Here is a 25,006-nt window from a genome sequence, read left to right on the forward strand (position 1 = left end):
CCATGGCTTCACCGCGTCCGGGAGAACCCTCGTGCTGGCAAAACTCCTCGTCCGATATCTCAAACCATACGGCTGGCTGCTGCTCGGCGTGCTGCTGTTCCAGTCGGCCTCCGCCGTGGCCTCGCTGTACCTGCCCAGCCTGAACGCCGACATCATCGACAACGGCGTCTCGAAGGGTGACACCGACTACATCTGGCGCACCGGCATCGTCATGCTGACCGTTTCGCTGGGGCAGATCGTCGCCTCGATCATCGCGACCTACTTCGCGGCGCGCGCCGCGATGAGTCTCGGCCGTGACATCCGCGACGACATCTTCGAGCGCGTCTCGGGCTTCTCCGAGCGTGAGGTGACCGGCTTCGGCGCCGGCTCGCTCATCACCCGCAACACGAACGACGTGCAGCAGGTGCAGATGCTCGCGATGATGGGGGCGACGTTCCTCGTCACGGCGCCCCTGCTCGCGGTCGGCGGCATCGTGCTCGCGATCGAGCAGGCGGCGAGCCTCGCATGGATCCTGGCCGTCGCCGTGCCGGTGCTCCTGCTCGTCGCGGGCCTGCTGATCGCCCGCATGGTGCCGCTGTTCCGCAGCTACCAGGGCAAGCTCGACGGCGTGAACCGCGTCATGCGCGAGCAGCTCACCGGCATCCGCGTCATCCGCGCCTTCGTCCGCGAGCCCATCGAAGAGGAGCGCTTCCGCGAGGCCAACACCGACATCATGGTCGTCGGCCGCAAGGTCGGTTCGCTGTTCGTGGTGCTGTTCCCCGCGGTCATGCTGATCCTCAACGTCACGGTGATCGGCGTGATCTGGTTCGGCGGCATGCAGGTCGACAGCGGTGAGATCCAGATCGGCACCCTGTTCGCCTTCATGCAGTACGCGATGATCATCCTCTCGGGTGTGTTGATGGCGAGCTTCATGACGCTGATGATCCCGCGCGCCGCCGTGTCGGCCGAGCGCGTCGGCGAGGTGCTGGACACCCACTCGTCGCTGGAGCGTCCGTCCGATGCGGTCGGCGTGTTCCCGACTCCGGGCACCGTCGAGTTCCACGACGTCGCATTCACCTATCCGGGCGCCGAGCACCCGATCCTCTCGCGCATCAGCTTCCGCGCCGAACCCGGTGAGACGGTCGCGATCGTCGGCTCGACGGGAGCCGGCAAGACCACGCTCGTGTCGCTCATCCCACGTCTGTTCGACGCCACCGACGGGGTCGTCGAGGTCGGCGGCGTCGACGTGCGCCGGGCCGACCTCGATGCGCTGTGGAGCACCATCGGACTGGTGCCGCAGCGCCCGTTCCTGTTCTCGGGCACGATCGCGTCGAACCTGCGGTTCGGGCGTGAGGACGCGACCGATGCCGAGCTCTGGCGCGCGCTCGAGATCGCCCAGGCGAGCGACTTCGTGAGCCAGATGGATGCAGGGCTCGATGCGCGCATCGCCCAGGGCGGCACCAACGTGTCGGGCGGGCAGCGCCAGCGGCTCGCGATCGCGCGGGCCATCGTCCACCAGCCGCGGGTGCTGGTGTTCGACGACTCGTTCTCGGCGCTCGACCTGACGACCGATGCGCGCCTGAGGCAGGCGCTGTGGCGGGAACTGCCCGACGTCACCAAGATCGTCGTGGCCCAGCGCGTCTCGACCATCACGGACGCCGACCGCATCGTCGTCCTCGACGACGGCGGCATCGTGGGCATCGGCACCCACGAGCAGCTGCTCGAGACGAGCCAGACATACCGCGAGATCGTCGAATCCCAGCTCGGAGCGGAGGTCGCGCGATGAGCGACGAGAAGAACACCGAGAAGACCTCCCGCCGCCGCGGGCGCCAGGCCGTCGCGGAGCTCAGCGCCGAGGAGAAGGCCGAGATCGAGCTCGGGGAGCAGGCGCGCATCGCGGCCGACGACTGGAGCGGCGCCGTCGCCCCGGGCAAGGCCGCGCACTTCTGGCCCGCCTTCCGCCGGCTGATCGGGCTGCTGCGCCCGAACGCCTGGGCGTTCGTGTTCGTGTCGATCCTCGGCTCGATCGGCGTCGTGCTCGCGGTGCTGTCGCCCAAGGTGCTCGGCGAGGCGACCAACATCCTCTTCGAGGGCGTGGTGTCGTCGATGGCGCCGGCCGGCATGACCAAGGAGCAGGTCGTCGCGGGGCTGGAGGCCACGGGGCAGCAGGACCTCGCCAACATCGTCTCGGCGATGGAGCGCTTCGTCCCCGGTGCCGGCGTCGACTTCATGGCGCTCAGCCGCGTGCTGCTCATCGTGCTCGGGCTCTACTTCGCGTCGTCGCTGCTGATGTGGCTGCAGGGCTACGTCATCAACGTGATCATGGTGCGCGTCATGTGGCGCCTGCGCGAACAGGTCGAGGCCAAGATCAATCGCCTGCCGCTGCGCTACTTCGACCGCGTGCAGCGCGGCGAGCTGATCTCGCGGGTGACGAACGACATCGACAACATCACGCAGATGATGCAGCAGTCGCTGTCGCAGGCGCTGACGAGCGTGCTCACGGTGATCGGCGTGCTCATCATGATGCTGACCATCTCGTGGCAGCTGACGCTCGTGGTGCTGGTGAGCTTCCCGCTCATGGGCATCCTGTTCGGCGTCATCGGGCCCCGCTCGCAGAAGGCGTTCGGCATCCAATGGCGTAAGGTCGGCCGACTCAACGCGCGCGTCGAGGAGTCGTTCTCGGGCCACGCCCTGGTCAAGGTCTTCGGCCGTGAGCAGGCGTCGCGCGAGGCGTTCCGCGAAGAGAACGAGGAGCTCTACCAGGCCTCGTTCAAAGCGCAGTTCCTGTCGAACATCATGATGCCGACGATGATGTTCATCGGGAACCTCACCTACGTGGGCATCGCGGTCTTCGGTGCGCTGATGGTCGCCAGCGGCCAGCTGCGACTCGGCGACGTGCAGGCGTTCATCCAGTACTCGCAGCAGTTCACGCAGCCGCTCGCGGAGCTCGGCGGCATGGCCGCGGTCGTGCAGTCGGGCACTGCCTCGGCCGAGCGCGTGTTCGAGCTGCTGGACGAGCCCGAGCAGGAGCCCGACGCCGAAGACGCGCCCGCGCTGGTCGAGGGCGACGGCACGATCGAGTTCCAGGACGTCGCGTTCTCGTACTCGCCCGACCGGCCGCTCATCCACGACCTATCGTTCCGGGTCGAGCCCGGCCAGACGGTCGCGATCGTGGGTCCGACCGGTGCCGGCAAGACCACGCTCGTGAACCTGCTGATGCGCTTCTACGAGCTCGACGGCGGCCGCATCCTGCTCAACGGGCAGAACATCGCCGAGCTCACGCGCCGCGACATCCGCGCCGAGACGGGCATGGTGCTGCAGGACCCGTGGCTGTTCGCCGGCACGATCCGCGAGAACATCCGCTACGGCCGCGCCGACGCCACCGACGACGAGATCCTCGCCGCCGCGCGGGCGACGTACGTCGACCGGTTCGTGCACTCGCTGCCCGACGGGTACGACACGCTCCTCGACGAGGACGCGTCGAACATCTCGGCGGGGGAGAAGCAGCTCATCACGATCGCGCGCGCGTTCGTGGCGCAGCCCTCGGTGCTGATCCTCGACGAGGCGACGAGCTCGGTCGACACCCGCACAGAGCTGCTGCTGCAGCACGCGATGGCCGCTCTCCGTGAGGGACGCACGTCGTTCGTGATCGCGCACCGCCTGTCGACCATCCGCGACGCCGACCTCATCCTCGTGATGGAGAACGGCGGGATCGTCGAGAAGGGCACGCACGAGGAGCTCATCGCCGCGAAGGGCGCGTACTTCCGCCTGTACAACTCGCAGTTCGAGCAGGCCGCGTCCGATCTCGACGAGGAGGCCCGCGCGCTGACCGTCGATGCGGAGTCCGGCGAGCGCGTCGAGGGCGCGGAGGACGACGCGATCGAGGACGAGACCGCACCCGTCGTGTGACGAACCGACGCTGCCCGCTCCGACGCATCCGCCGGGGCGGGTAGCGTTTTCTCATGGTCAATTACCGGTACCTCGGAAACAGCGGTCTCAAGGTCAGCGAGATCACCTACGGCAACTGGGTCACCCACGGCTCGCAGGTCGACGACTCCGCCGCCATCGCCACGGTCCACGCCGCGCTCGACGCCGGCATCACCACGTTCGACACGGCCGACGTCTACGCCAACACGGCCGCCGAAGAGGTCCTCGGCAAGGCGCTCTCGGGTCAGCGTCGCGAATCCCTCGAGATCTTCACCAAGGTCTACTTCCCGACCGGCCCGCAGGGACCGAACGACACCGGCCTCAGCCGCAAGCACATCTTCGAGTCCATCAACGGGTCGCTGAAGCGCCTCGGCACCGACTATGTCGACCTCTATCAGGCACACCGCTTCGACTACGAGACGCCGCTCGAGGAGACGTTCCAGGCCTTCGCCGACGTGGTGCGCCAGGGCAAGGCGCTCTACATAGGCGTCTCGGAGTGGACCGCCGAGCAGCTGCGCGAGGGCCACGCTCTCGCCAAGAGCTACGGCGTGCAGCTCATCTCGAACCAGCCGCAGTACTCGGCGCTGTGGCGGGTCATCGAGGGCAAGGTGGTCCCGGCGTCCGAGGAGCTCGGCATCTCGCAGATCGTGTGGTCGCCGATGGCCCAGGGTGTGCTGTCGGGCAAATACCTCCCCGGCCAGCCGGTTCCCGAGGGGTCGCGCGCGACCGACGACAAGAGCGGCGCCCGCTTCATCCAGTCCTTCCTCCGCGACGACGTGCTCGAGGCCGTCCAGCGCCTGAAGCCCGTGGCCGAGCAGGCAGGCCTGTCGATGCCGCAGCTCGCCATCGCGTGGGTGCTGCAGAACAAGAACGTCGCGTCGGCGCTGGTGGGGGCATCCCGTCCCGAACAGCTCGCCGAGACCGTCAAGGCCTCCGGCGTCGTGCTCGACACCGACACCCTGGCGGCGATCGACACCGCCCTGGGCGACGTCGTCTTCAGTGACGCCGAGGACACCTACACCGTCTCGCCCAAGACCCGTATCGTCTGACGAGTGATCACGAGCGCCGGCATCCTGCTGTACCGGATCGCGCCCGAACCCCAGGTGCTCATCGCGCACATGGGCGGGCCGTTCTGGGCGAGCAAGGATGCCGGTGCGTGGTCTGTCCCCAAGGGCGAGTTCGCCGAGGGGGAGGAGAGCGCGTTGGATGCCGCGCGCCGCGAGTTCCGCGAAGAGCTCGGCATCGACCCGCCTGAGCCGCCCTACGCCGAGCTCGGCACCTTCGCCTATTCGTCGGGCAAGCGCGTGACCGTGTTCGTCGCCGACGGCACCGCGTTCTCGCTCGACCACCTCGAGTTCGGCGAATTCGAACTGGAGTGGCCGCCGCGCTCCGGGAAGACCGCGCGCTTCCCCGAGATCGACCGCGTGGAGTGGACCGGCCTCGATACCGCACGCGAACGGCTGGTGAAGGGTCAGCGTCCGGCGGTCGACGCGCTCGAGAAGCATCTCGCCGAGGCCGCCGCGGGATGAGCCGAGGGGCTTGTGGCGGCGGGGCCGGCGGCGGAGACTGACCGGGTCCGACCCGAACGAGAGGAAGACCCATGGCGCACGGCGACATCACGCACATCGACATCCCGGTCAGCGACCTCGGCGACGCGACCGCGTTCTACTCCGGCCTCTTCGGCTGGCAGATCGCCGAGATCCCGGGCTTCGAGGGCTATCCCATGTGGCAGGCCCCGAACGGTATCTCCGGTGGCGGACTGGGCCTGCGCGAAGAGGGCTTCACGAACACGCGGTCGTACGTCGAGGTGGACTCCATCGACGACACCGTCGCCAAGGCCACGGAGGCCGGCGGCAGCCTGGTGCGTGAGAAGCAGGAGATCACCCCGACGAGCTGGTGGGCGGTCATCGCCGACCCCGACGGCAACCAGATCGGCCTGTTCGAAGGCTCGATGCAGGGCTGACCCTGCCCGGACGCTCCCGCGAGCGGACGCATCCGCCGGATGCGAGCGGGCTCAGCTGACGCCGAGCAGCGGCCGGTGGACGGATGCTGCGCCCGGCACGTCGGCGCCGGGTTCGCGGTCGCCCTGCGGGAGGCTGCTCGTGTTCCGGGGTGTCAGCTCGGCGAGGTCGCCGATGCGCAGGTCGCGCAGCGCGGGTTCCTCGCGAAGCCGTGCGGCGAGGGCGCGGACGGAGGGCGCGGGCGACGTGGGCACCATGACGACGGCACCCCCTCCCACGCGCCGGTCGAGTGCGGCATCGATCGCGGCGAGCACGCCGATGAGCTGTTCGTCGTGGCAGCGGGAGTCGTCCTCGCCGATCCACTCCAGAAACTCCTGAGTGGTCCAATCAGAGGGAACTGGACTGCTGATGCGGGCAAGTGTGGCGGTAGCGCGGAACATTGGACCAGAATGCGGTGCTATGACGACCGTCGACAGGGCCAATGAGCGGCTGGTGGACCATAGGGTGGCCCTCGGTGGCACCGTCGAGGCGTCCCGCCTCGCCGGACGCCTGGGCCGGTGGGCGCACGGCGACGGCACTCTGACGCTGCGCCTGGCCCAGGCGATCGCCTCGCTCATCGAAGGCGGCGAGCTGCGTCCCGGCGACCGGCTGCCGGCCGAGCGCGCCCTCGCCGGTGCGATCGCCGTCTCGCGCGGAACGGTGGTCGCCGCCTACGGGCTGCTCAGTGACGACGAGCTCGTCGAGCGACGGCAGGGGAGCGGCACACGCGTCGCCGGGCCCATCGGGGCCGCAGCACCCGCCCGCGAGCGGACGGCCCGCGGTGAAGGCCTGTTCTCGGCCTCACCCTCGGGGATCGACCTGCTGCGCGCCGTGCCCGCGATGCCGCAGCTCGTGATCGATCTCGTGCGCGCGCACACTCCCACGCTCGATCCGGTGACCCTGGCCGAGACCGATCCGGCGGGCCTGCCCGTCCTGCGCGCCCGGCTCGCCGCGCTGTTCGAGGAGGAGGGCACGCCGGCGACGCCGGCGCAGATCCTCGTGACCCACGGCGCGCAGCAGGCGATCAGCCTCGTCGTGGACGAGCTCGTCTCACCCGGCGACGTCGTGCTCACCGAATCGGTGACGTGGCCCGGCCTCGCCGACTCGGTGCGGCGGCGCGGCGGGCGCGTGCACGGTGTCACCATCGGTCCCGACGGCATCGACGTCGACGAGCTCGAAGACGCGATCGTGGCGCTGCGGCCGGTGCTCATCGCCGTCAACCCGCACCACCACAATCCGACCGGCACGCGGCTGCCCGCCGCATCCCGGCAGCGCCTCGCCGACCTGTCGGCCGAGTACGGCGTGCCGCTGCTCGAAGACCGGGTGCTCGCCCACGTCTCCTTCGACGGGGTGGTGCCGCCGACCCTCGCCGCGCTTCGTCCCGACGCCCCGGTGATCGTCGTCGACTCGCTGTCGAAGTGGTCGTGGTCGGGCCTGCGCATCGGATGGGTGCGTGCCGACCCGGTGCTCGTGCGCCGCCTGCGGGGCGTCCGCCAGCTCGTCGACCAGTCGACGAGCGTGCCGGCTCAGCTTCTCGCACTCGACCTCGTCGACGAGGCCCGCGCACTGCGGCTCGCCACGTCGCAGACGCACGCCGTGGCGTCTGCGCACCTGCTCGCGGCGATGGCAGAGCACCTCCCCGACTGGGACGTGACCCCGCCGCGCGGCGGTCTCGCCTTCTGGGCGCGGCTGCCGGTGGGGTCGGCGACCGCCCTTGCGCGCGTCGCCGCGATGCGTGGCGTCGCGGTCGCGGGCGGCACCGAGTTCACCGCATCCGTCGTCTACGACGACCACATCCGCGTGCCGTACACCGCCCCGGAAGCCGTGCTGCAGGAGGGCGTGCGCCGCCTCGGCGAGGCGTGGCGCGACTACCGCGCGCGGCTGTAGCGGTCAGCGCCCGTTCTTCGGGCGGGTCGAGACGTCGATGCGGTCCTGCGCCCCGAGCGACGACCATGCGCTCGCGGTGCCCTTGGCGGCGTGCTCCGAGGCGCGCACCGCGCGCTCGTCGGCCCAGGCGTTCAGCACGTGGCCGGAGTGGCCGCGCACGTGCTCGAGCTCGACGTCGGGGAGTCCGGCGGCCCGGCGTGCGTCCCGTGCGGCGATGAGCTGCTCGAGGATGTCGACGTTCTTGGTCGGCGCGCCCGTCGAGGTCTTCCAGCCGCGGCGGCGGTGACCGTCCATCCACTTCGTGTACGTGTCGATCGCGTACTTGGAGTCGGCCTGCACCACGAGGTTGGCGACGTCGGAGTGATCCTCGATGGCCTTGAGCAGCCCGGTCAGCTCGCCGATGTTGTTCGTGCCGGAGGGGATCGATCCCGCTGCCCAGTGCCCGTCCTCGCCGACCCACGCCCACCCCGTCGGTCCCGGGTTGCCCTTGCAGGCTCCGTCGGTGGCAACGATGTAGCGGGGCGCGTCATTCACTCGGGCAAGGCTACCCGGCCGCGGCACTGTCGCCGCCCGCCGCGGGCTCAGCGGCCGCGTCGCCGGGCGCGCCGCGGCCTGCGCGCCACTCCGCCGCGAGCTGCGGCATCCGTTCCGCGAGATACCGGAGGAAGTCGGCGATCTCTCTCGCGCGCGCGGCCGAGGCCGGCGCCGTGGGATTCTCTTCGGCGATGCGGTCGAGCGACGCCGCCAGGGTGCCGTACAGCGGAGCGTTGGCCGTGATCATGCCCGACCACGAGTCCTCGGCGAGGTCGTAGCGATCGCGGCGGTCGCCCGGGCGCGAGAGCCGGTGGATGAGCCGCATCGAGACGAGGTAGCGCACCGCCCCCGACACGGCGGCGGCCGAGACGCCGAGGCGGTCGGCGAGGTCGGCGGCGGTATACCCGTCGTCGGGCGAGCCGGCGAGCGCCATCATGACGCGCGCCGGCATGCGCGGCATGCCCGCTGCGGCGAGCATGGCCGCCGCCTGCTCGGCCGCCTCGGATCCCGGATGATCCACCGTCACGTCGCCTCTCACCCGGCCGGGGCCAGCTCGCGGCGGCGCATCAGGACGAGAGATGCCGCCGCCCCGACTCCGACAGTGAGGACGAGCCACCACATCCCACGGACGTCCACCTCGCTTCCGCTGGGCACGGGCGCCACGGAGAACGGCGACAGATTCGCCACCCATTCCGGAAGACCCAGGAGCGGGCCGAAGAGGCCGAACACGATCGCGGCGGTGACGAGGGTCCAGCCCAGCGGGATCGTCCATCGCGGCGCGATCGTGAAGACGAGGGCCGTCAGGACGAGGAACACGGATGCTGCGATCACCTGCCCCCACGCGGCCACGAACGCATCGCCGGTCAGGGCGGCGCCGTTGTCGAGGCTCGCGGCGCCGGCCCACGCCCCGGCGACCGCCGCGGCGCAGGTCAGGACGATGGCGATGAACCCGACGACGACGAAGTCGGCGAGCCACCGCACGCGCTGCACCGGGGTCGCGAGGACGGGCTCGGCGGTCCCGTGCGCCTCCTCCTGACGGGCGCGCGCGACCGTCTGCACGCCCGCGCAGGCGGCGAGAAGGCCCACCATGGTGAAGAAGACGACGATGACCGCCTGCTCGAGGTCCGCTTCGGCCGAGAGGGCTTTCAGCACGTCGGCGACCGCCGGGTTGTCCGCACCTATCTCGTTCACCACCGATCCGAGCGAGGTCGACAGAGCCCCCGCGAAGAACGCGCCCGCCATCCAGCCGACCGTCGACCCTGCGGCAAGCCGCGTGACGAGCGCCGTCGGCGTCGACAGCGTCGCGCGCGCGGCGGCGCGGCCCTGGCGCTCGGGGATGATGCTCGCGTCGAGGTCGCGCACGGTCTGAAGGGCCAGCGCCGCCCCTGCCAGCACGATGAAGGCGCCGAGGCACAGGAACGCGGGCCACCACAGGTTCTCGTCGAACGCACGGGTGTTCTCGGCCCATCCGAACGGCGAGAGCCACGTCAGCCACGAACTCTCCATGTGGGTGAGGTCGTCGCTCGGGGTGCCGACGGCATTGCCGATGCCGGCGATGAAGTAGGTCACGACGAGCACCCACACCGCGAGGGAGTTCGCGCCGCGAGAGGTGCGCATGAGCTGCGCGGAAAGGAGCGCGACGCCGAGATACGTCAGCCCACCGCATGCGGCGGTGAACCCGGCGAGCCAGGACCCCTCGGCAGGCGAGCCACCGCTGAGGAAGGCGGCAGCCACCAGGACTCCGAGTACGAGGTTCGCGAGCACGCCATGAGCGATCGTCGCGACCGACGGCACCGTCCTGCCCGCGGTCGTCGCCGCGACGAGTTCGAGCCGCCCCGCCTCCTCGTCGCCGCGCGTGTGGCGCACGGCGAGGAACGTGCTCATGAACGCCGCCATCATCACGAGGAACGGCATGAGGAGGAAGACGATGAACGCCTGCTCGCCCGGCCCGGACGGCAGCCCGCGGAACAGCAGGATCACCGGGTTGGCCATGACCGTGGCGAGGAGTGCCGTGCGCTCCTGCTCCGTGCCGTAGGTGCTCGCGGCACCGGAGAGGCCTGCGAGCGCGAGCGCCATCGTGCCGGCGATCCACAGCGTCAGCTGCAGCCAGTCCCGCCGCAGCCGCTGCCCGAGCAGCGTCGCGAGTCGGCTCATCGCCCGTTCCTCTCCAGCACGGCGAGGTCGTCGCCGTAGTGGCGCAGGAAGAGTTCCTCGAGCGACGGCGGCGCCACGCGGAGCCCGGCGACGCCGAGGCGCGAGAGCTCGGGGAGTACGCCCGAGACCTGATCGCTGTCGACGGTGAAGCGCACGCGGCCGTCCTCGACGAGGGCGTCGTGCGCCGCCGCGAGTGCGGCGACCGGTGCGGCATCCGTCCCCTCGTACGAGACCTCGGTGCGCGTGAGGTGGCGCATGTCGGTGAGTGTTCCGCTCTCGACGACGCGACCCGCGCGGATGATCGAGACCCGGTCGCACAGCTGCTCGACCTCGGACAGGATGTGGCTCGACAGCAGCACGGTGGCACCGGCGGCGCGGACCCGGGCGACCTCACGGCGGAACATCACGTCCATGAGCGGGTCGAGGCCGCTCGTCGGCTCGTCGAGGATGTACAGGTCGGCCGGCACCGCGAAGGCCGCGATCAGCGCGACCTTCTGCCTATTGCCCTTCGAGTACGCCCGGCCCTTCTTGCGGGGATCGAATTGGAACGCCTCCATCAGGCGCGCCTTCTCATCGGCGTACGCGTTGTCGTGCCGCGAGGCACCGCGCAGGCGGGCGAGGAGGTCGATCGCCTCGCCACCCGACAGATTCGGCCACACACTGACGTCGCCGGGGATGTACGCGACCCGTCGGTGGATCTTGACGGCGTCGCGCCACGGCTGAAGACCGAAGACGGATGCCTCGCCCCCCGTCTTTCGCGCGAGCCCGAGCAGGATCCGGATCGTGGTGGACTTGCCGGCCCCGTTGGGTCCGAGGAATCCGTGCACCTGGCCCTCGTCGACGGCGAGGTCGAGCCCGTCGAGGGCGTGGACGCGGCCGTAGTGCTTCGTGAGGCCGGTCGTGCGGATGACTGTGGTCATGGCGCAGACGCTACGCCTGATTCACAAATTCCTGAATATTCCTCACGCTTTCCTCACGGCCGCGCGGGCGGTACCTTCGCGCCATGGCCGCCGGCATCGTCACCACCGACTCCGCCCCGTTCCGCGAGACCCTCGAGGGTCGCCCCGACGCCGTGCGCGAGATCGCCCTCGCGGTGCGCCGGCTCATCTTCGAGGTGCTGCCGCAGACGGTCGAGGTGGTGTGGCCCGCGCAGCGGAGCTCCGGCTACGGGACCGGCCCCAAGAAGAACTCCGAGCAGTTCGCGTGGATCCTCGCCCACGCGCAGCATGTCGCCCTCGCCTTCCCGTACGGCGCTGAACTCGACGACCCCGACGGTCTTCTCGGCGGGACCGGCGCGAAGGTCCGCAACGTGCGCGTCGAGTCGCTCGACGCCGTCGCCCGGCCCGAGCTGCGTGCGCTGCTGGAGCGCGCGATCGGGCACCGCGTGCCTCCGCCGCCCGCGGACGTCACCGTGCGCGACTGATCAGCTGGTGAACTCGATCAGATCGAGGCAGAAGTCACGATCCGCCGTATCGAACTGGCCCTTGCTGTCCCCGCTGACGAACTCGAGGAACTCGCCATTCTCGTCGACGATGATCGTCCCGAACGTCCGCCCCACGTCCTTGAAGAGCAGGTCGCCCTCATCGTCGTAGGTCTTGGTCGGCCCCGTGAACAGGATCGTGATCGTGAAGGTGCCGTCACCATTGTCGACGACCTCGTGGTCCTTCTCCTGCCCCTGCCAGACCGCGCTCATCGACTTCCCGGTGTCGAGGTTGGTCCACGACTGCTCGATGTGCACCGTGCTCGCGCCGTAGAAGACGCCCTTGCGCACCATGCCGCGGAAGTTCCCGTGGGAGTCCTCCTCGTAGAGCACGTCGAAGGGGACGATCTCGTTCCCCTCTTCGTCGAGGCAGAAGTCGTCGTGCTCCTCCTGCTCTATGTGGCTGTCGGTGAAGGTCCAGTGGTCGATCTCGGGCCGCGCCGCCGAGGCGGAGGTCGTTCCGAGGATGAGCAGCGTCGCCGATACGGCGGCGACAGCGGCCGCTGCGCGCGTGTGCTTCATGGCATCTCCTTTGCTCCATGCTCCGATGGTGCGGAGCGTATACCCGCGCGATGGGTGCCGACATCGGGCGAACTCCCTACGGAGATCGTGGCTATGTATACGAATGCTGGGCGATGGAGCCACAGAATGCGGCCGGAAGATGCTTGTGTATACAATAGCCGGGGTCGCGAACGAGGAGGTGGTGCGGATGCGAGCGAGTGACCGCGCCTACGCCACCCTCCTCGAGGAGATCCAGTCCGGCGTGCTGCGTCCCGGCGCCGTGCTCGGCGAGGTCGAGCAGGCCGCGCGGCTGGGTGTGAGCCGAACACCGCTCCGCGAGGCCCTCGGACGACTCGCCGCCGACGGGCTCGTGGCGCAGCAGTCGCCGCGCGTGACGGTGGTCACCGCGATCGACGCCCACGACATCCGCGAGATCTTCGAGGTGCGCCGCGCGCTGGAGGAATCCGCCGCCCGCCTCGCCGCCGTGCGCGGGGATGCCGCGACCTTCGCCGACCTCGCGCGAGACTTCGCGCGGGTCGATCTGGCCGGCGGCGGCACCGACGGCTACTACGCGCTCATATCGCGCTTCGACCTCGCGCTCGACGCATCCGTTGCGAACGACTACCTCACCGCGGCGCTGCGCACCGTCCGCACGCATCTCGTCCGGGTGCGGCGACTCGCACGCGACAATCCGGGCCGGCTCGCCGCGTCCGTCGCCGAGCACCGGCTGATCGCGGCCGCGATCGCGGCGCGCGACGCCGACCTCGCGGCCCATGCCACGCATGTGCACCTGCACAACGCCCTCACCAACATCCTCGACTCCCTCGACGCCTCGCGACCTTGAAAGGCCCGACATGACCGTCATCCATCACCTCCGCGTCCACCGCAGCGACGAGAACCTCGCGCGCGAGGGGCAGCTCGCGTGGCACATCGCCGAAGTCGCCGCCGACCCCGTCGAGGTCGACCAGGACGTCGTCGACATGATCATCAACCGCGTGATCGACAACGCCGCGGTCGCCGCGGCATCCCTCACCCGCGCCCCCGTGAGCGCCGCCCGTCAGCAGGCGCTGGACCACGCCGTGTCGGTCGGCGGCTCGGGTGCCACGGTGTTCGGCTGCGCGCTGGACCGCAAGTCGAGCCCGGAGTGGGCGGCGTGGGCGAACGGCGTCGCCGTGCGCGAGCTCGACTATCACGACACCTTCCTCGCGGCGGACTACTCGCACCCGGGCGACAACATCCCGCCGATCGTCGCGGTCGCCCAGCACATCGGCGCCGACGGCGCGGCGCTCGTGCGCGGACTGGCGACCGGGTACGAGATCCAGATCGACCTGGTGCGCGCGATCTGCCTGCACAAGCACAAGATCGACCATGTCGCGCACCTCGGCCCGTCGGCCGCAGCCGGCATCGGCACACTGCTCGGCCTCGATGTCGAGACGATCTACCAGGCGGTCGGCCAGGCGCTCCACACCACGACCGCGACGCGCCAGTCGCGCAAGGGCGAGATCTCCACCTGGAAGGCGCACGCCCCGGCCTTCGCCGGCAAGATGGCGATCGAGGCCGTCGACCGTGCGATGCGCGGCGAGACCTCGCCGAGCCCGATCTACGAGGGCGAGGACGGAGTGATCGCGTGGCTGCTGGACGGGCCGGATGCCACGTACGAGGTGCCGCTGCCGGGTCAGGGTGAGCCCAAGCGCGGCATCCTGGACTCGTACACGAAGGAGCACTCCGCCGAGTACCAGGCGCAGGCGTGGATCGACCTCGCCCGCAAGCTCCACGGCGAGCACCCGGAGCTCGCCGACCCCGCCAACGTCGAGGCGATCGTGCTGCACACGTCCCACCACACGCACTACGTCATCGGCTCGGGCGCGAACGACCCGCAGAAGTACGACCCCACCGCCTCGCGCGAGACCCTCGACCACTCGATCCCCTACATCTTCGCCGTCGCGCTGCAGGACGGCGGGTGGCACCACGTCGACTCGTACACCCCCGAGCGCGCCGGCCGCGCCGACACGGTCGAGCTCTGGCAGAAGATCACCACCGCCGAGGACGCGGAGTGGACGCGCCGCTACCACTCGGAGGATCCGAACGAGAAGGCGTTCGGCGGCCGCGTCGAGATCCGCCTCGCGAACGGCGAGACGGTCGCGGACGAGATCGCCGTCGCCGACGCCCACCCGCTCGGCGCGCGGCCGTTCGCGCGTGAGGACTACGTGCGCAAGTTCCGCCTGCTCGCTGAGGGCGTGCTCGCCGCGGACGAGATCGAGCGCTTCCTCGATCTCGCCCAGCGCCTCCCCGAGCTCACCCCCGAAGAGGTGCAGCAGCTCACGATCGTCGCCGACTTCGGCGTGCTCGCGGGAGCCCCGGCTCCGAAGGGCCTCTTCTGATGCTGTACTCCACTGTCCCGGCGCACGAGAAGCGGCGGCTGTTCCGCGAGCGGCTCGACTCGGGCGAGCTCCTGCGGTTCCCCGGCGCGTTCAATCCGCTCTCCGCCCGGCTCATCGAACGCAAGGGCTTCGAGGGCGTCTACATCTCGGGCGCCGTGCTCAGCGCCGACCTGGGTCTGCCCGACATCGGGCTGACCACCCTCACCGAGGTGGCCGCTCGCGGCCAGCAGATCGCGCGCATGACCGACCTGCCGGCGATCATCGACGCCGACACCGGCTTCGGTGAGCCGATGAACGTCGCCCGCACGATCCAGACCCTCGAGGACGCAGGGCTCGCCGGCACCCACATCGAGGACCAGATCAACCCGAAGCGCTGCGGCCACCTCGACGGCAAGGCCGTGGTCGACGAGGACACCGCGATCAAGCGCATCCGGGCCGCCGCCGATGCCCGTCGCGACCCGGACTTCCTCATCATGGCGCGCACCGACATCCGCGCCGTGGAGGGGATGGATGCCGCAGTCGACCGCGCGAAGGCGCTCGTCGACGCGGGTGCCGATGCGATCTTCCCGGAGGCGATGCGGACTCTCGACGAGTTCGCGGCGATCCGCGCCGCCGTGGACGTGCCGATCCTCGCCAACATGACCGAGTTCGGGAAGTCGGAGCTCTTCTCGGTCGACCAGCTGCAGAGCGTCGGCGTCAACATCGTGATCTGGCCGGTCTCGCTGCTGCGGATCGCGATGGGCGCAGCATCCCGTGCCCTCGATACGCTCATCGACGAAGGACACCTCACCTCCAAGCTCGGCGAGATGCAGCACCGCGCCGACCTCTACGACCTCATCGACTACGAGCACTACAACCACTTCGACCAGGACGTCTTCAACTTCCAGATCCAGCGCTGACCATGTCCCCATTTCCGCTCAGCATGTCCCAGAAACGGTCGCTCCGGCGCTTCGGAACGACCGAAAGCGGGACACGCACCACCTCGAAGGAGAGCCGCAACCATGAGTGAACCCGACATCAAGAAGGGCCTCGCCGGCGTCGTCGTGGACTACACGGCGGTCTCGAAGGTCAACCCCGAGACGAACTCGCTGCTGTACCGGGGCTATCCGGTGCAGGAGCTCGCCGCGACGCAGCCCTTCGAGGCCGTCGCGTACCTGCTGTGGCACGGCGACCTCCCGACCGACGTGCAGCTCGCGCAGCTGCGCGCGACCGAGCGCGCGTACCGGCACCTTCCCGCTGACGTGCGGGCCGCGATCGACCTCGTGCCGATCGACGCGCACCCCATGGACGAGGTGCGCACCGCCGTCAGCCTCATCGGTGCGAAGGACCTCGCCGGCGCCGGCTCGGTGCTCGATGTGAGCGGGAGCGCCGACGAGAACCTGGCGCGCAGCGTGCGTCTGTTCGCCGTGCTCCCGGCGATCGTGGCGTACGGGCAGCGCCGGCGCCGCGGCCTGCAGCCGGTCGCCCCGCGCGACGACCTCGACTACGCCGCGAACTTCCTCTGGATGACGTTCGACGAGCAGGCCGATGACATCGTCGTCGACGCGTTCAACCGCTCGATGATCCTGTACGCCGAGCACTCGTTCAACGCCTCCACCTTCACGGGCCGCGTGATCGCGTCGACCCTCAGCGATCTGTACTCCGCCGTCGTGGGGGCCATCGGTGCGCTCAAGGGCCCGCTGCACGGTGGTGCGAATGAAGCCGTGCTGCACATCTTCGACGAGATCGGCGCGGCCGAGAACGTCGGCCCGTGGCTCGACCAGGCGCTCGCCGAGAAGCGCAAGATCATGGGCTTCGGCCACCGCGTCTACAAGCGCGGCGACTCGCGCGTGCCCACGATGAAGGCGGCGCTCGACACGCTCGTCGAGCACTACGACCGTCCCGAGGTGGCCGCGCTGTACGACACGCTCGAGAGCGAGTTCGTGAGCCGCAAGGGCATCTACCCGAACCTGGACTACCCGTCGGGTCCGGCGTACAGCCTGATGGGCTTCGACACCCTGACCTTCACGCCGCTGTTCGTCGCGGCCCGCGTCACCGGCTGGACCGCCCACATCATGGAGCAGCTCGCCTCGAACGCCCTCATCCGCCCGCTGTCGGAGTACAACGGCCCGGACGAGCGCCACATCGAGGGCTACGTGGCGGATGAAGCGCACCAGGCCGCCGCCGAACGCGAAGAGGAAGCCGCAGGGTGAGGCGGTGAGCCTCTGGTTCGGCGACGTCGCCGCCATCGACCTCTCGGCGATGGCGCCGGGCACGCTCATCGAGAACCTCGGCATCGAGATCGTCGAGATCCGCGACGACGCACTGGTCGGACGGATGCCGGTGGACCACCGTTCCGTGCAGCCCGCCGGCGTCCTGCACGGCGGGGCGTCCGTCGCCCTCGCCGAGACGCTGGCGTCGTGGGCCGGCTACCTCGCGGTGGACCGCGAGCGGTTCCACGTTGTGGGCATGGAGATCAACGCCAACCACCTGCGCCCCATCTCGTCGGGCTGGGTCGTCGGCACGGTGACCGCCATCAACATCGGGCGCCGCGTGCACGTGTGGGAGATCCGCATCGCCGACGAGGCCGGCCGCCTCGTCTGCATCTCCCGCTGCACGCTCGCGGTGATCGAGCAGCGCAGCAGCTACGCGACCCCGGACGAGCGCGGCTGATCGACGGATGCCGCGGCCCGCAGCATCCGCCGCCGTCTTAGGCTTCTGAGCAGGAGGTTCCCCATGCCCCATGCCGTCATCGTCGATGTGGTCCGCACCCCGTCCGGGCGCGGCAAACCCGGGGGAGCCTTGAGCGCGGTGCACCCCGTCGACCTCGCGGCGCACGTGCTCACGACCCTGCTCGAACGCACCGGACTGGAGTCGCGACAGATCGACGACGTCCTCATGGGCTGCGTGAGCCAGGTGGGCGACCAGGCCATGAACATCGCGCGTCACGCCGTGCTCGCCGCCGGCTTCGACGAGGCGGTGCCCGCCGTCACCATCGACCGCCAGTGCGGTTCGAGCCAGCAGGCCGCGCACTTCGCGGCCCAGGGCGTGATCGCGGGCGCCTACGACATCGTGATCGCCGCGGGAGTGGAGTCGATGAGTCGCGTGCCGCTCGGCTCGTCGCGTGTCGGCGGCACGAAGGCCCCCGGGCTCGTGGATCGGTACCCCGAGGGCCTTGTGAACCAGGGGGTCTCCGCCGAACTCATCGCGCAGAAGTGGGGCTTCACCCGCGAACGACTCGACGCGTACTCCGCTGAGTCGCACCGGCGAGCAGCGGATGCCTGGAACCGTGGTGCGTTCGACTCGCAGGTCGTGCCGGTGCTGGGCGGTGCCGAGGCTGTCGCGTTCGACGAGACGGTGCGCCCCGGCACGACGGTGGAATCACTGGCGGGCCTCAAGCCCGCCTTCCGCACCGATGAGCTCGCCGCCCGATTCCCCGACCTCGATTGGCGCATCACGGCGGGAAATTCGTCACCGCTCACGGATGCGGCATCCGCTGCTCTCATCATGAGCGAGGAGAAGGCGGCCGGGCTCGGCCTCACGCCCCGGGCGCGCTTCCACTCGTTCTCGGTCGTCGGCGACGACCCGGTGATGATGCTGACCGGACCCATACCCGCCACCCGCCGCATCCTCGAGCGCAGCGGACTGTCGATCGACGACCTCGACGCGTACGAGGTGAACGAGGCGTTCGCCTCCGTACCGCTCGCGTGGCAGCACGACCTCGACGCCGACCCGGCGAAGCTCAACCCGTGGGGCGGCGCGATCGCGCTCGGTCACGCGGTCGGCGCCTCCGGCACTCGCCTGCTCGGCACCCTCGTGTCGTACCTAGAGTCCACGGGCGGTCGCTACGGGCTCCAGACGATGTGCGAGGGCGGCGGCATGGCGAACGCGACGATCATCGAACGGCTCTAGAAGATTCGGTGGCCGACCCTACGGCGCCCGCAGGCCCGCCTGCCACCGATGGTGCTCGCGCACCAGGAGCAGGGCGAGGATGCTCCAGACGCCGAGGTCGTCGGTGAATCCGAGGGGGCCGAGCACGAGCTCGGGGATCAGGTCGACCGGCGAGACCGCGTAGACGACCGCGGCGGTCGCCGCGAGCCACGTCGTCGGCGCGACGCGGTGCTCACCGCCCCTGAGTGCCTTGAAGAACCTCCACCACATGCATCGAGTGTGCGCCGTCGTCGGTGGCGAAGGGGCCTGCGATACCAACCTGTGACACTGTGCGTTTGCTGGACATCTCTGCAAGCGATTGCGCGAACAGGGAGTGAGCAGATGCTTCCACCCGTGACATCGGCGCGATGAAGGCCTTCTCAATGTGCAAGCGCTTGCAGTTTCTGTGACCCTGCTGTTAGTGTCGGCCGCACAACTGCACCGCGGGCACGTCGGCGTGCCCACCGCCCCACCCCAGGAGCTCCCGTGTCGAAGTCGACCCCAGGACGTGCCCGCATCCTCACCGCCAGCCTCGCCGCGGCGGCCCTCATCGTGACGGGGGGAGTGGTCGCGATCGCGCCCGCGGCCGCCGCGGAGCGCAGCTTCGCGCTCGTCGGCAGCCTCCAATCAGAACTCGGGTGCGCCGACGACTGGAAGCCCGAGTGCGCAGCGACCGACCTCGCCGCCACCGGCACGGCCGGTGTCTACGCCGCCGAGTTCGACGTGCCGGCCGGCTCGTATGAGTACAAGGTGGCTGTCAACGACGCATGGGACGAGTCTTACGGGCTGAACGGCGGCGGCGACAACATCCCGCTCACGATCGGCGGCCCCGCGACGCTGCGGTTCGTGTTCGACGACAACACCCACCGCGTCGGCCTCGAGGCGAAGAGCCTCCGCGCCGGCTACACCGCCGACGACGACGCGCTCGTCGCAGCGCCTGTGCGCCAACCGGGCAGCCAGGAGCAGTTCTACTTCGTCATGACCGACCGCTTCGCGAACGGCGACACGGCGAACGACCAGGGCGGGCTCACCGGCGACCGGCTCACGACCGGGTTCGACCCGGCCGACAAGGGCTTCTACAACGGCGGCGACATCGCGGGCCTCCGCGACAAGCTCGACTACATCGACGGCCTCGGCACGACCGCGATCTGGCTGACCCCGAGCTTCAAGAACAACCCCGTGCAGGGGGAGGGCGCGAACGCGAGCGCCGGCTACCACGGGTACTGGATCACCGACTTCACGCAGATCGACCCGCACCTCGGCACCAACGCCGAGCTCGAGGCGCTCATCTCCGAGGCGCACGCCAAGGGCATCAAGGTCTACTTCGACATCATCACGAACCACACCGCCGACCTGATCTCGAACGCCCAGGGCCAGTACTCGTACATCGACCAGGCGACAAGCCCGTACAAGGATGCCTCGGGCACGCCGTTCGATCCGGCCGACTACGCGGGGACCGACACCTTCCCGGAGCTCGACGCCGCGACCTCGTTCCCGTACACGCCGGTCGTGGACGACGCGACGGCCAAGGTGCCGGCGTGGTTGAACGACCCCACGCTGTACCACAGCCGCGGCGACTCGACGTGGTCCGGTGAATCGGTCACGTACGGTGATTTCTCGGGCCTCGACGACCTGATGACCGAGCACCCGACGGTCGTGAACGGCTTCGTCGACGTCTACCGGGACTGGATCGACCTCGGCATCGACGGCTTCCGCATCGACACCGCGAAGCACGTGAACTTCGAGTTCTGGGAGCAGTGGACGACCGAGGTGCTCGACTACGCGCACGCGCTGGGCAAGGACGACTTCTTCATGTTCGGCGAGGTCTACGACGCCGACCCGGTGAAGCTGTCGCCGTACGTCCGCGACACCGACATGAACTCGGTGCTCGACTTCACCTTCCAGTCCTCGGCCGTGAGCTTCGCCGCGGGCAACAGCGCGAAGGGACTCCAGTCCCTGTACGCGGGCGACGACTGGTACACGACGACCGGCACGTCGGCGACGGCGCTGCCGACCTTCCTCGGCAACCACGACATGGGCCGCGTCGGCTACATGCTGCAGTCGACCCCGAACGCCCTCGAGCGCGACCTGCTCGCGCACGACCTGATGTTCCTCGGCCGCGGCCAGCCTGTCGTCTACTACGGCGACGAGCAGGGCTTCGCGGGAACCGGTGGCGACAAGGACGCGCGGCAGACGCTCTTCGCGACGCAGGTGGCCGAGTACCAGAACCAGAAGCTCATCGACGGAACCACAGCCGGCTCCGTCGACCGCTACGACACGGCCGCCCCGGTCTACGAGCGCATCGCCGACCTCGCGGCACTGCGCGAGGCGCACCCGGCACTGGTCACCGGCGCGCAGATCGAGCGCTATGCCGACAACGGCGCCGGCGTCTACGCCTTCTCGCGCGTCGATCGCGATGAGAAGGTCGAGTACCTGATCGCGCTCAACAACACCACGGCCGCGAAGACGGTGAACCTCACGACGCTCACCGCGAGCGCGTCGTTCTCCCCGGTGTACGGCACCGACACGGCGGTGTCGACGGATGCCTCGGCAGAGGCGTCCGTCACCGTCCCGGCGCTGTCGGCCGTGGTCTACCGCGCCGGCACCGCGGTGTCGGCCCCGGAGTCGCCCCTCGCCATCTCGGTGAGCGCGCCGAGCGCCGGTGCCGGCCTCGCGGGCTCGGTCGCCGTCAGCGCGGACGTGGACGACGCGACCTGGCAGGAGACGAGCTACTCGTGGCGCGTGGTCGGGTCCGACGAGTGGCACGCGCTCGGCACCGCCGAAGACACCGACCCGCGCGTGTTCCACACGGTCGAGGGCCTCGCCAACGGCACGCTCGTCGAGTACCGCGCGGTCACGACCGACGCCGCGGGGCGCCACGCCGCCGCCTCGACCTACGCGTCGGTCGGCAACGCCGTGTCGCTCGTCGTCGAGGAGGAGCCCGAGTCGCCGATCGACATGGTGACCGTGCCCGGAAGCCTCAACTCCGAGATGGGCTGCGCGGGCGACTGGACCCCCGGCTGCGAGGCGGCCAAGCTCACGCTGCGCGCAGACGGCATCTGGGCGGGCACGTTCGACCTGCCCGCGGGCGACTACGAGTACAAGGTCGCGATCAACGGCACGTGGGACGTCAACTACGGCGCGAACGGTGCCCCGGGCGGCGGAAACATCGCGATCACGCACGCGGGAGGACCCATCACCTTCTACTTCGACCCGCGGTCGAACATCGCGCAGTCGACGGCCGAGGGTCCGACCGTGACCCTGCCGGGCTCGGCGCAGAGTGAGCTGGGGTGTGCCGGCGACTGGGCTCCGGACTGCCTCGCGACCCTCATGGCCGACGGGGACAGGGACGGCGTCTACGAGTTCTCCACCGACGAGATCCCCGCGGGCGCCTACGAGATCAAGGTCGCGCACGGCCTCAGCTGGAACGAGAACTACGGCGTCGGCGGAACCCCGGGCGGAGCGAACTACTCCTTCAGCGCGAGCGACGGCAAGCTGATCGTCTTCCGCTATGCGATCGCGACCCACGTGCTCGAGATCGAGGTCACCGACCCGCCGCTCGCCGGAGTGGGCGAACAGCGCGCGCACTGGATCGACGCCGACACGATCGCGTGGCCGGCCGACCTCGGCGCCCTGCCCGAGGACGCCTCGTGGCAGCTGCACGCCTCGGCCGACGCCTCCGTCACTCTCGTGGACGGCGAGATCACCGGAGGCGACGCCGTCGATCTCACGGTCGTCGACGGCGGCCTGACCGCCGAGCAGAAGGCCGGGTTCCCGGCACTCGCGAACTTCGTCGCGCTCCGCGTGCCGGAGGGGACGGATGCTGCCGCCCTCGTCCGCGGACAGCTGGCCGTATCGCAGCGCGACGCCGAGGGCGTGCTGTCGGGCTTCACCGGGGTGCAGATCCCGGGCGTCCTGGACGACCTGTACGCCGCTGCCGTGGCCGATGTCGACCTCGGCGTCACATTCCAGGGCAAGAAGCCGACGTTCCGCCTCTGGGCGCCCACCGCGCAGACCGCGACGCTGCTCACGTGGGAGGCGGGTGCCGACGGCGACCCCGTGCGCCACGAGGCGGCCTGGGACGCGGCATCCGGAATCTGGACCGTCAAGGGCACGAAGGCGCTCAAGGGCGACGAGTACCTGTGGGAGGTCGTCGTGTACGCGCCGACCACCGGCAGGATCGAGACCAACCACGTCACCGACCCGTACTCGGTCGCGCTGACGACGAACTCCGAGCGCTCGGTCGCGGTCGACCTCGCCGACAAGCAGTGGCGCCCGAAGGGCTGGGAGAAGACGAAGGCGCCCGTGATCGACCGCCCCGTCGACCGCGCGATCTACGAGCTGCACGTGCGTGACTTCTCGATCACCGACGAGTCGGTGCCGGAGGCCGAGCGCGGCACGTATCGTGCCTTCACCCGTGACAGCGCCGGCACGAAGCAGCTGCGTCAGCTCGCGGACGCCGGCATCGACACGGTGCACCTGCTGCCGACCTTCGACATCGCCACGATCGAGGAGGACCGAGCGAAGCAGGCCGTGCCCGACTGCGATCTCGCATCGTACGCGGCCGACAGCACCGAGCAGCAGGCCTGCATCGAGAAGATCGTCGACGCCGACGGCTTCAACTGGGGCTACGACCCGTACCACTACTCGGTGCCCGAGGGCTCGTACGCCGTCGACCCCGAAGGCGGCGCGCGCGTCGCGGAGTTCCGCTCGATGGTGGGATCGCTCCACGGGATGGGCCTGCAGGTCGTGCTCGACCAGGTGTTCAACCACACCTCGGCGTCGGGCCAGGCGCCGACGTCGGTGCTCGACCGGGTCGTGCCCGGCTACTACCAGCGCCTCAATCTCGCGGGTGGCGTCGAGACCTCGACGTGCTGCCAGAACGTGGCGACCGAGCACGAGGTCGCGCAGAAGCTCATGGTCGACTCGGTCGTGACGTGGGCCCGCGAGTACAAGGTCGACGGGTTCCGATTCGACCTCATGGGGCACCACTCGAAGGAGAACATGCTCGCGATCCGTGCGGCGCTCGACGAGCTCACCCTCGACGACGACGGCGTCGACGGCAAGGCGATCTACCTGTACGGCGAGGGCTGGAACTTCGGCGAGGTCGCGAACAACGCGCTCTTCGAGCAGGCCACCCAGGGGCAGCTCGGCGGCACCGGCATCGGCACGTTCAGCGACCGCCTTCGCGACGCCGTCCACGGCGGAAGTCCGGTCGCCGGCGAGACGATCCAGCAGCAGGGCTTCGGCACGGGCCTCGGCACCGACCCGAACGGCGTGCCGATCAACGGGTCGACAGAACAGGCTCTGGCGGACCTCGCGCACCAGACCGACCTGGTGAAGCTGGGGCTCGCGGGCAACCTCCGCGACTACACGCTGACCGATCACACGGGCGCCGTGAGGGCGGGCGACGAGCTCGACTACCGCGGTTCGCCGGCCGGTTACGCCGACCAGCCGGACGAGATCATCACGTACGTCGACGCCCACGACAACGAGACCCTGTACGACCTGTCGGTGCTGAAGCTTCCTGCCGACACGACGATGGCCGATCGCGTGCGCATGAACACGCTCTCGCTCGCGACCACGGCGTTCGCGCAGACCCCCTCGTTCTGGCACGCCGGCACCGAGCTGCTGCGCTCGAAGTCGCTCGACCGCAACAGCTACAACTCGGGCGACTGGTTCAACCGCATCGACTGGACCGGCCAGGAGTCGACCTTCGGCTCGGGGCTCCCGCGCGAGGCCGACAACGGCACCTCCTGGGCGATCAAGCAGCCGCTGCTGGCGAATCCGGCGAACAAGCCGGCGGCCTCCGACATCGCCGCGGCCGAGGCATCCGCTCTGGATCTACTCCGCGTGCGCGAGGAGGTCGGGCTGCTGCGTCTCGGGTCCGCCGAGCTGATCGGCGAGAAGGTCACGTTCCCGAACAGCGGACCGGATGCCTCGCCCGGCGTGCTCACGATGCTCATCGACGACCTCGTCGGCGAAGACGTCGACCCGAAGCTGAAGGGCGCGCTCGTGGTCTTCAACGCCGGGACCGAGACGACGACGCAGACGGTCGCGGAGCTGAAGGGCCGCTCGTTCGCCCTGACGCCCGCGCTCGCGAACGGCGCCGACGCGGTCGTGAAGTCGACCACGTGGAACGCGTCGACCGGAACGGTGACGGTGCCGGCCCGCACGGCGGTGGTGCTGGTCGAGTCCCAGCGCCGCTGACGCCCTGACACCCGCGCCCGCCCGTCGACGTGACGGGCGGGCGC

At 69.9% G+C, this 25,006-nt stretch carries 21 protein-coding genes; 14 read left to right on the forward strand and 7 right to left on the reverse strand.

The annotated features are described in order from the left end of the window. Positions 1–31 precede the first annotated feature (31 nt). The 5 genes from MRBLWH7_RS15795 to MRBLWH7_RS15815 all read left to right on the forward strand — a co-directional run bounded on the left by MRBLWH7_RS15795 (position 32) and on the right by MRBLWH7_RS15815 (position 5,869). Entirely contained in the window at positions 32–1,765 is a 1,734-nt protein-coding gene (locus MRBLWH7_RS15795) for an ABC transporter ATP-binding protein (RefSeq protein ID WP_341996156.1), read from the forward strand. Then, a complete protein-coding gene (locus MRBLWH7_RS15800) occupies positions 1,762–3,888 on the forward strand; it encodes an ABC transporter ATP-binding protein (RefSeq protein WP_341996158.1) in 2,127 nt (708 codons plus the stop codon). The genes MRBLWH7_RS15795 and MRBLWH7_RS15800 overlap by 4 nt, the downstream gene beginning before the upstream one ends. A gap of 53 nt (positions 3,889–3,941) precedes the next feature. Next, complete coding sequence (locus tag MRBLWH7_RS15805) at positions 3,942–4,955, forward strand: aldo/keto reductase family protein (protein WP_341996160.1); 1,014 nt, start codon at positions 3,942–3,944, stop codon at positions 4,953–4,955. Positions 4,956–4,958: 3 nt separating this feature from the next. Then, positions 4,959–5,435 (forward strand): NUDIX domain-containing protein, encoded by a 477-nt coding sequence (locus MRBLWH7_RS15810; protein WP_341996162.1) that lies wholly within the window; start codon positions 4,959–4,961, stop codon positions 5,433–5,435. Positions 5,436–5,506: 71 nt separating this feature from the next. Next, complete coding sequence (locus tag MRBLWH7_RS15815; RefSeq protein ID WP_341996163.1) at positions 5,507–5,869, forward strand: VOC family protein; 363 nt, start codon at positions 5,507–5,509, stop codon at positions 5,867–5,869. A gap of 51 nt (positions 5,870–5,920) precedes the next feature. Here the strand turns inward: MRBLWH7_RS15815 and MRBLWH7_RS15820 are convergent, their stop codons facing one another. After that, positions 5,921–6,307, reverse strand: a complete 387-nt coding sequence (locus tag MRBLWH7_RS15820; protein ID WP_341996165.1) for a hypothetical protein — start codon at positions 6,305–6,307, stop codon at positions 5,921–5,923. A 19-nt stretch (positions 6,308–6,326) separates the two neighbouring features. On the opposite strand from MRBLWH7_RS15820, the gene MRBLWH7_RS15825 reads away from it, so the two are divergent. Then, positions 6,327–7,793, forward strand: coding sequence for a PLP-dependent aminotransferase family protein (locus MRBLWH7_RS15825; protein ID WP_341996167.1), 1,467 nt, complete (start codon positions 6,327–6,329; stop codon positions 7,791–7,793). Positions 7,794–7,796: 3 nt separating this feature from the next. On the opposite strand, the gene MRBLWH7_RS15830 is transcribed toward MRBLWH7_RS15825, so the two are convergent. The 4 genes from MRBLWH7_RS15830 to MRBLWH7_RS15845 are packed head-to-tail and all read right to left on the reverse strand — an operon-like array spanning position 7,797 to position 11,401. Continuing rightward, on the reverse strand, positions 7,797–8,327 hold the full coding sequence (locus MRBLWH7_RS15830) for a ribonuclease H (RefSeq protein WP_341996170.1): 531 nt from the start codon (positions 8,325–8,327) through the stop codon (positions 7,797–7,799). A 10-nt stretch (positions 8,328–8,337) separates the two neighbouring features. Further along, positions 8,338–8,847 carry a helix-turn-helix domain-containing protein gene (locus MRBLWH7_RS15835; protein WP_341996171.1) on the reverse strand — a complete coding sequence of 170 codons (510 nt, stop codon included), beginning with the start codon at positions 8,845–8,847 and terminating at the stop codon, positions 8,338–8,340. A gap of 14 nt (positions 8,848–8,861) precedes the next feature. Next, complete coding sequence (locus MRBLWH7_RS15840; RefSeq protein WP_341996173.1) at positions 8,862–10,481, reverse strand: polyketide antibiotic transporter; 1,620 nt, start codon at positions 10,479–10,481, stop codon at positions 8,862–8,864. Further along, positions 10,478–11,401 carry an ABC transporter ATP-binding protein gene (locus tag MRBLWH7_RS15845; protein ID WP_341996175.1) on the reverse strand — a complete coding sequence of 308 codons (924 nt, stop codon included), beginning with the start codon at positions 11,399–11,401 and terminating at the stop codon, positions 10,478–10,480. Before MRBLWH7_RS15845 ends, MRBLWH7_RS15840 begins: the two co-directional genes overlap by 4 nt. A gap of 83 nt (positions 11,402–11,484) precedes the next feature. Between MRBLWH7_RS15845 and MRBLWH7_RS15850 the strand changes: the two genes are divergently transcribed. After that, positions 11,485–11,904 carry a DUF1801 domain-containing protein gene (locus tag MRBLWH7_RS15850; RefSeq protein ID WP_341996177.1) on the forward strand — a complete coding sequence of 140 codons (420 nt, stop codon included), beginning with the start codon at positions 11,485–11,487 and terminating at the stop codon, positions 11,902–11,904. Here MRBLWH7_RS15850 and MRBLWH7_RS15855 read toward each other — a convergent pair whose 3' ends face one another. Then, positions 11,905–12,483, reverse strand: coding sequence for a hypothetical protein (locus MRBLWH7_RS15855; RefSeq protein ID WP_341996179.1), 579 nt, complete (start codon positions 12,481–12,483; stop codon positions 11,905–11,907). Positions 12,484–12,670: 187 nt separating this feature from the next. Here MRBLWH7_RS15855 and MRBLWH7_RS15860 point away from each other — a divergent pair, with 187 nt between their 5' ends. The 6 genes from MRBLWH7_RS15860 to MRBLWH7_RS15885 all read left to right on the forward strand — a co-directional run bounded on the left by MRBLWH7_RS15860 (position 12,671) and on the right by MRBLWH7_RS15885 (position 18,734). Next, positions 12,671–13,306, forward strand: a complete 636-nt coding sequence (locus MRBLWH7_RS15860) for a GntR family transcriptional regulator (protein WP_341996181.1) — start codon at positions 12,671–12,673, stop codon at positions 13,304–13,306. A 10-nt stretch (positions 13,307–13,316) separates the two neighbouring features. Then, a complete protein-coding gene (locus MRBLWH7_RS15865) occupies positions 13,317–14,843 on the forward strand; it encodes an MmgE/PrpD family protein (protein ID WP_341996182.1) in 1,527 nt (508 codons plus the stop codon). After that, the gene (gene prpB / locus MRBLWH7_RS15870; RefSeq protein WP_341996183.1) at positions 14,843–15,742 is read left to right on the forward strand and encodes a methylisocitrate lyase; all 900 of its coding nucleotides are present in this window, start codon (positions 14,843–14,845) and stop codon (positions 15,740–15,742) included. Before MRBLWH7_RS15865 ends, prpB begins: the two co-directional genes overlap by 1 nt. 102 nt (positions 15,743–15,844) lie before the next feature. Beyond that, entirely contained in the window at positions 15,845–17,035 is a 1,191-nt protein-coding gene (locus tag MRBLWH7_RS15875) for a bifunctional 2-methylcitrate synthase/citrate synthase (RefSeq protein WP_341996184.1), read from the forward strand. Between the two features lie 4 nt (positions 17,036–17,039). Beyond that, positions 17,040–17,495, forward strand: coding sequence for a hotdog fold thioesterase (locus MRBLWH7_RS15880; protein ID WP_341996185.1), 456 nt, complete (start codon positions 17,040–17,042; stop codon positions 17,493–17,495). 63 nt (positions 17,496–17,558) lie between these two features. After that, the gene (locus MRBLWH7_RS15885) at positions 17,559–18,734 is read left to right on the forward strand and encodes a thiolase family protein (protein WP_341996186.1); all 1,176 of its coding nucleotides are present in this window, start codon (positions 17,559–17,561) and stop codon (positions 18,732–18,734) included. An 18-nt stretch (positions 18,735–18,752) separates the two neighbouring features. Here MRBLWH7_RS15885 and MRBLWH7_RS15890 read toward each other — a convergent pair whose 3' ends face one another. Then, entirely contained in the window at positions 18,753–18,983 is a 231-nt protein-coding gene (locus MRBLWH7_RS15890; RefSeq protein ID WP_341996187.1) for a YkvA family protein, read from the reverse strand. A 255-nt stretch (positions 18,984–19,238) separates the two neighbouring features. Here MRBLWH7_RS15890 and pulA point away from each other — a divergent pair, with 255 nt between their 5' ends. Next, positions 19,239–24,962, forward strand: coding sequence for a pullulanase-type alpha-1,6-glucosidase (pulA, locus tag MRBLWH7_RS15895; RefSeq protein ID WP_341996188.1), 5,724 nt, complete (start codon positions 19,239–19,241; stop codon positions 24,960–24,962). Positions 24,963–25,006: the final 44 nt, after the last annotated feature.

The organism is Microbacterium sp. LWH7-1.2 (assembly GCF_038397755.1).
In the GTDB taxonomy this organism is placed as follows: Bacteria; Actinomycetota; Actinomycetes; order Actinomycetales; family Microbacteriaceae; genus Microbacterium.

Coding starts and splice junctions, on each gene's coding strand:
- MRBLWH7_RS15800 (WP_341996158.1), top strand. CDS start 1,762: ATGAGCGACGAGAAGAACACCGAGAAGACCTCCCGCCGCCGCGGGCGC.
- MRBLWH7_RS15805 (WP_341996160.1), top strand. CDS start 3,942: ATGGTCAATTACCGGTACCTCGGAAACAGCGGTCTCAAGGTCAGCGAG.
- MRBLWH7_RS15815 (WP_341996163.1), top strand. CDS start 5,507: ATGGCGCACGGCGACATCACGCACATCGACATCCCGGTCAGCGACCTC.
- MRBLWH7_RS15820 (WP_341996165.1), bottom strand. CDS start 6,307: ATGTTCCGCGCTACCGCCACACTTGCCCGCATCAGCAGTCCAGTTCCC.
- MRBLWH7_RS15825 (WP_341996167.1), top strand. CDS start 6,327: ATGACGACCGTCGACAGGGCCAATGAGCGGCTGGTGGACCATAGGGTG.
- MRBLWH7_RS15840 (WP_341996173.1), bottom strand. CDS start 10,481: ATGAGCCGACTCGCGACGCTGCTCGGGCAGCGGCTGCGGCGGGACTGG.
- MRBLWH7_RS15845 (WP_341996175.1), bottom strand. CDS start 11,401: ATGACCACAGTCATCCGCACGACCGGCCTCACGAAGCACTACGGCCGC.
- MRBLWH7_RS15850 (WP_341996177.1), top strand. CDS start 11,485: ATGGCCGCCGGCATCGTCACCACCGACTCCGCCCCGTTCCGCGAGACC.
- MRBLWH7_RS15855 (WP_341996179.1), bottom strand. CDS start 12,483: ATGAAGCACACGCGCGCAGCGGCCGCTGTCGCCGCCGTATCGGCGACG.
- MRBLWH7_RS15860 (WP_341996181.1), top strand. CDS start 12,671: ATGCGAGCGAGTGACCGCGCCTACGCCACCCTCCTCGAGGAGATCCAG.
- MRBLWH7_RS15865 (WP_341996182.1), top strand. CDS start 13,317: ATGACCGTCATCCATCACCTCCGCGTCCACCGCAGCGACGAGAACCTC.
- prpB (WP_341996183.1), top strand. CDS start 14,843: ATGCTGTACTCCACTGTCCCGGCGCACGAGAAGCGGCGGCTGTTCCGC.
- MRBLWH7_RS15875 (WP_341996184.1), top strand. CDS start 15,845: ATGAGTGAACCCGACATCAAGAAGGGCCTCGCCGGCGTCGTCGTGGAC.
- MRBLWH7_RS15885 (WP_341996186.1), top strand. CDS start 17,559: ATGCCCCATGCCGTCATCGTCGATGTGGTCCGCACCCCGTCCGGGCGC.
- MRBLWH7_RS15890 (WP_341996187.1), bottom strand. CDS start 18,983: ATGTGGTGGAGGTTCTTCAAGGCACTCAGGGGCGGTGAGCACCGCGTC.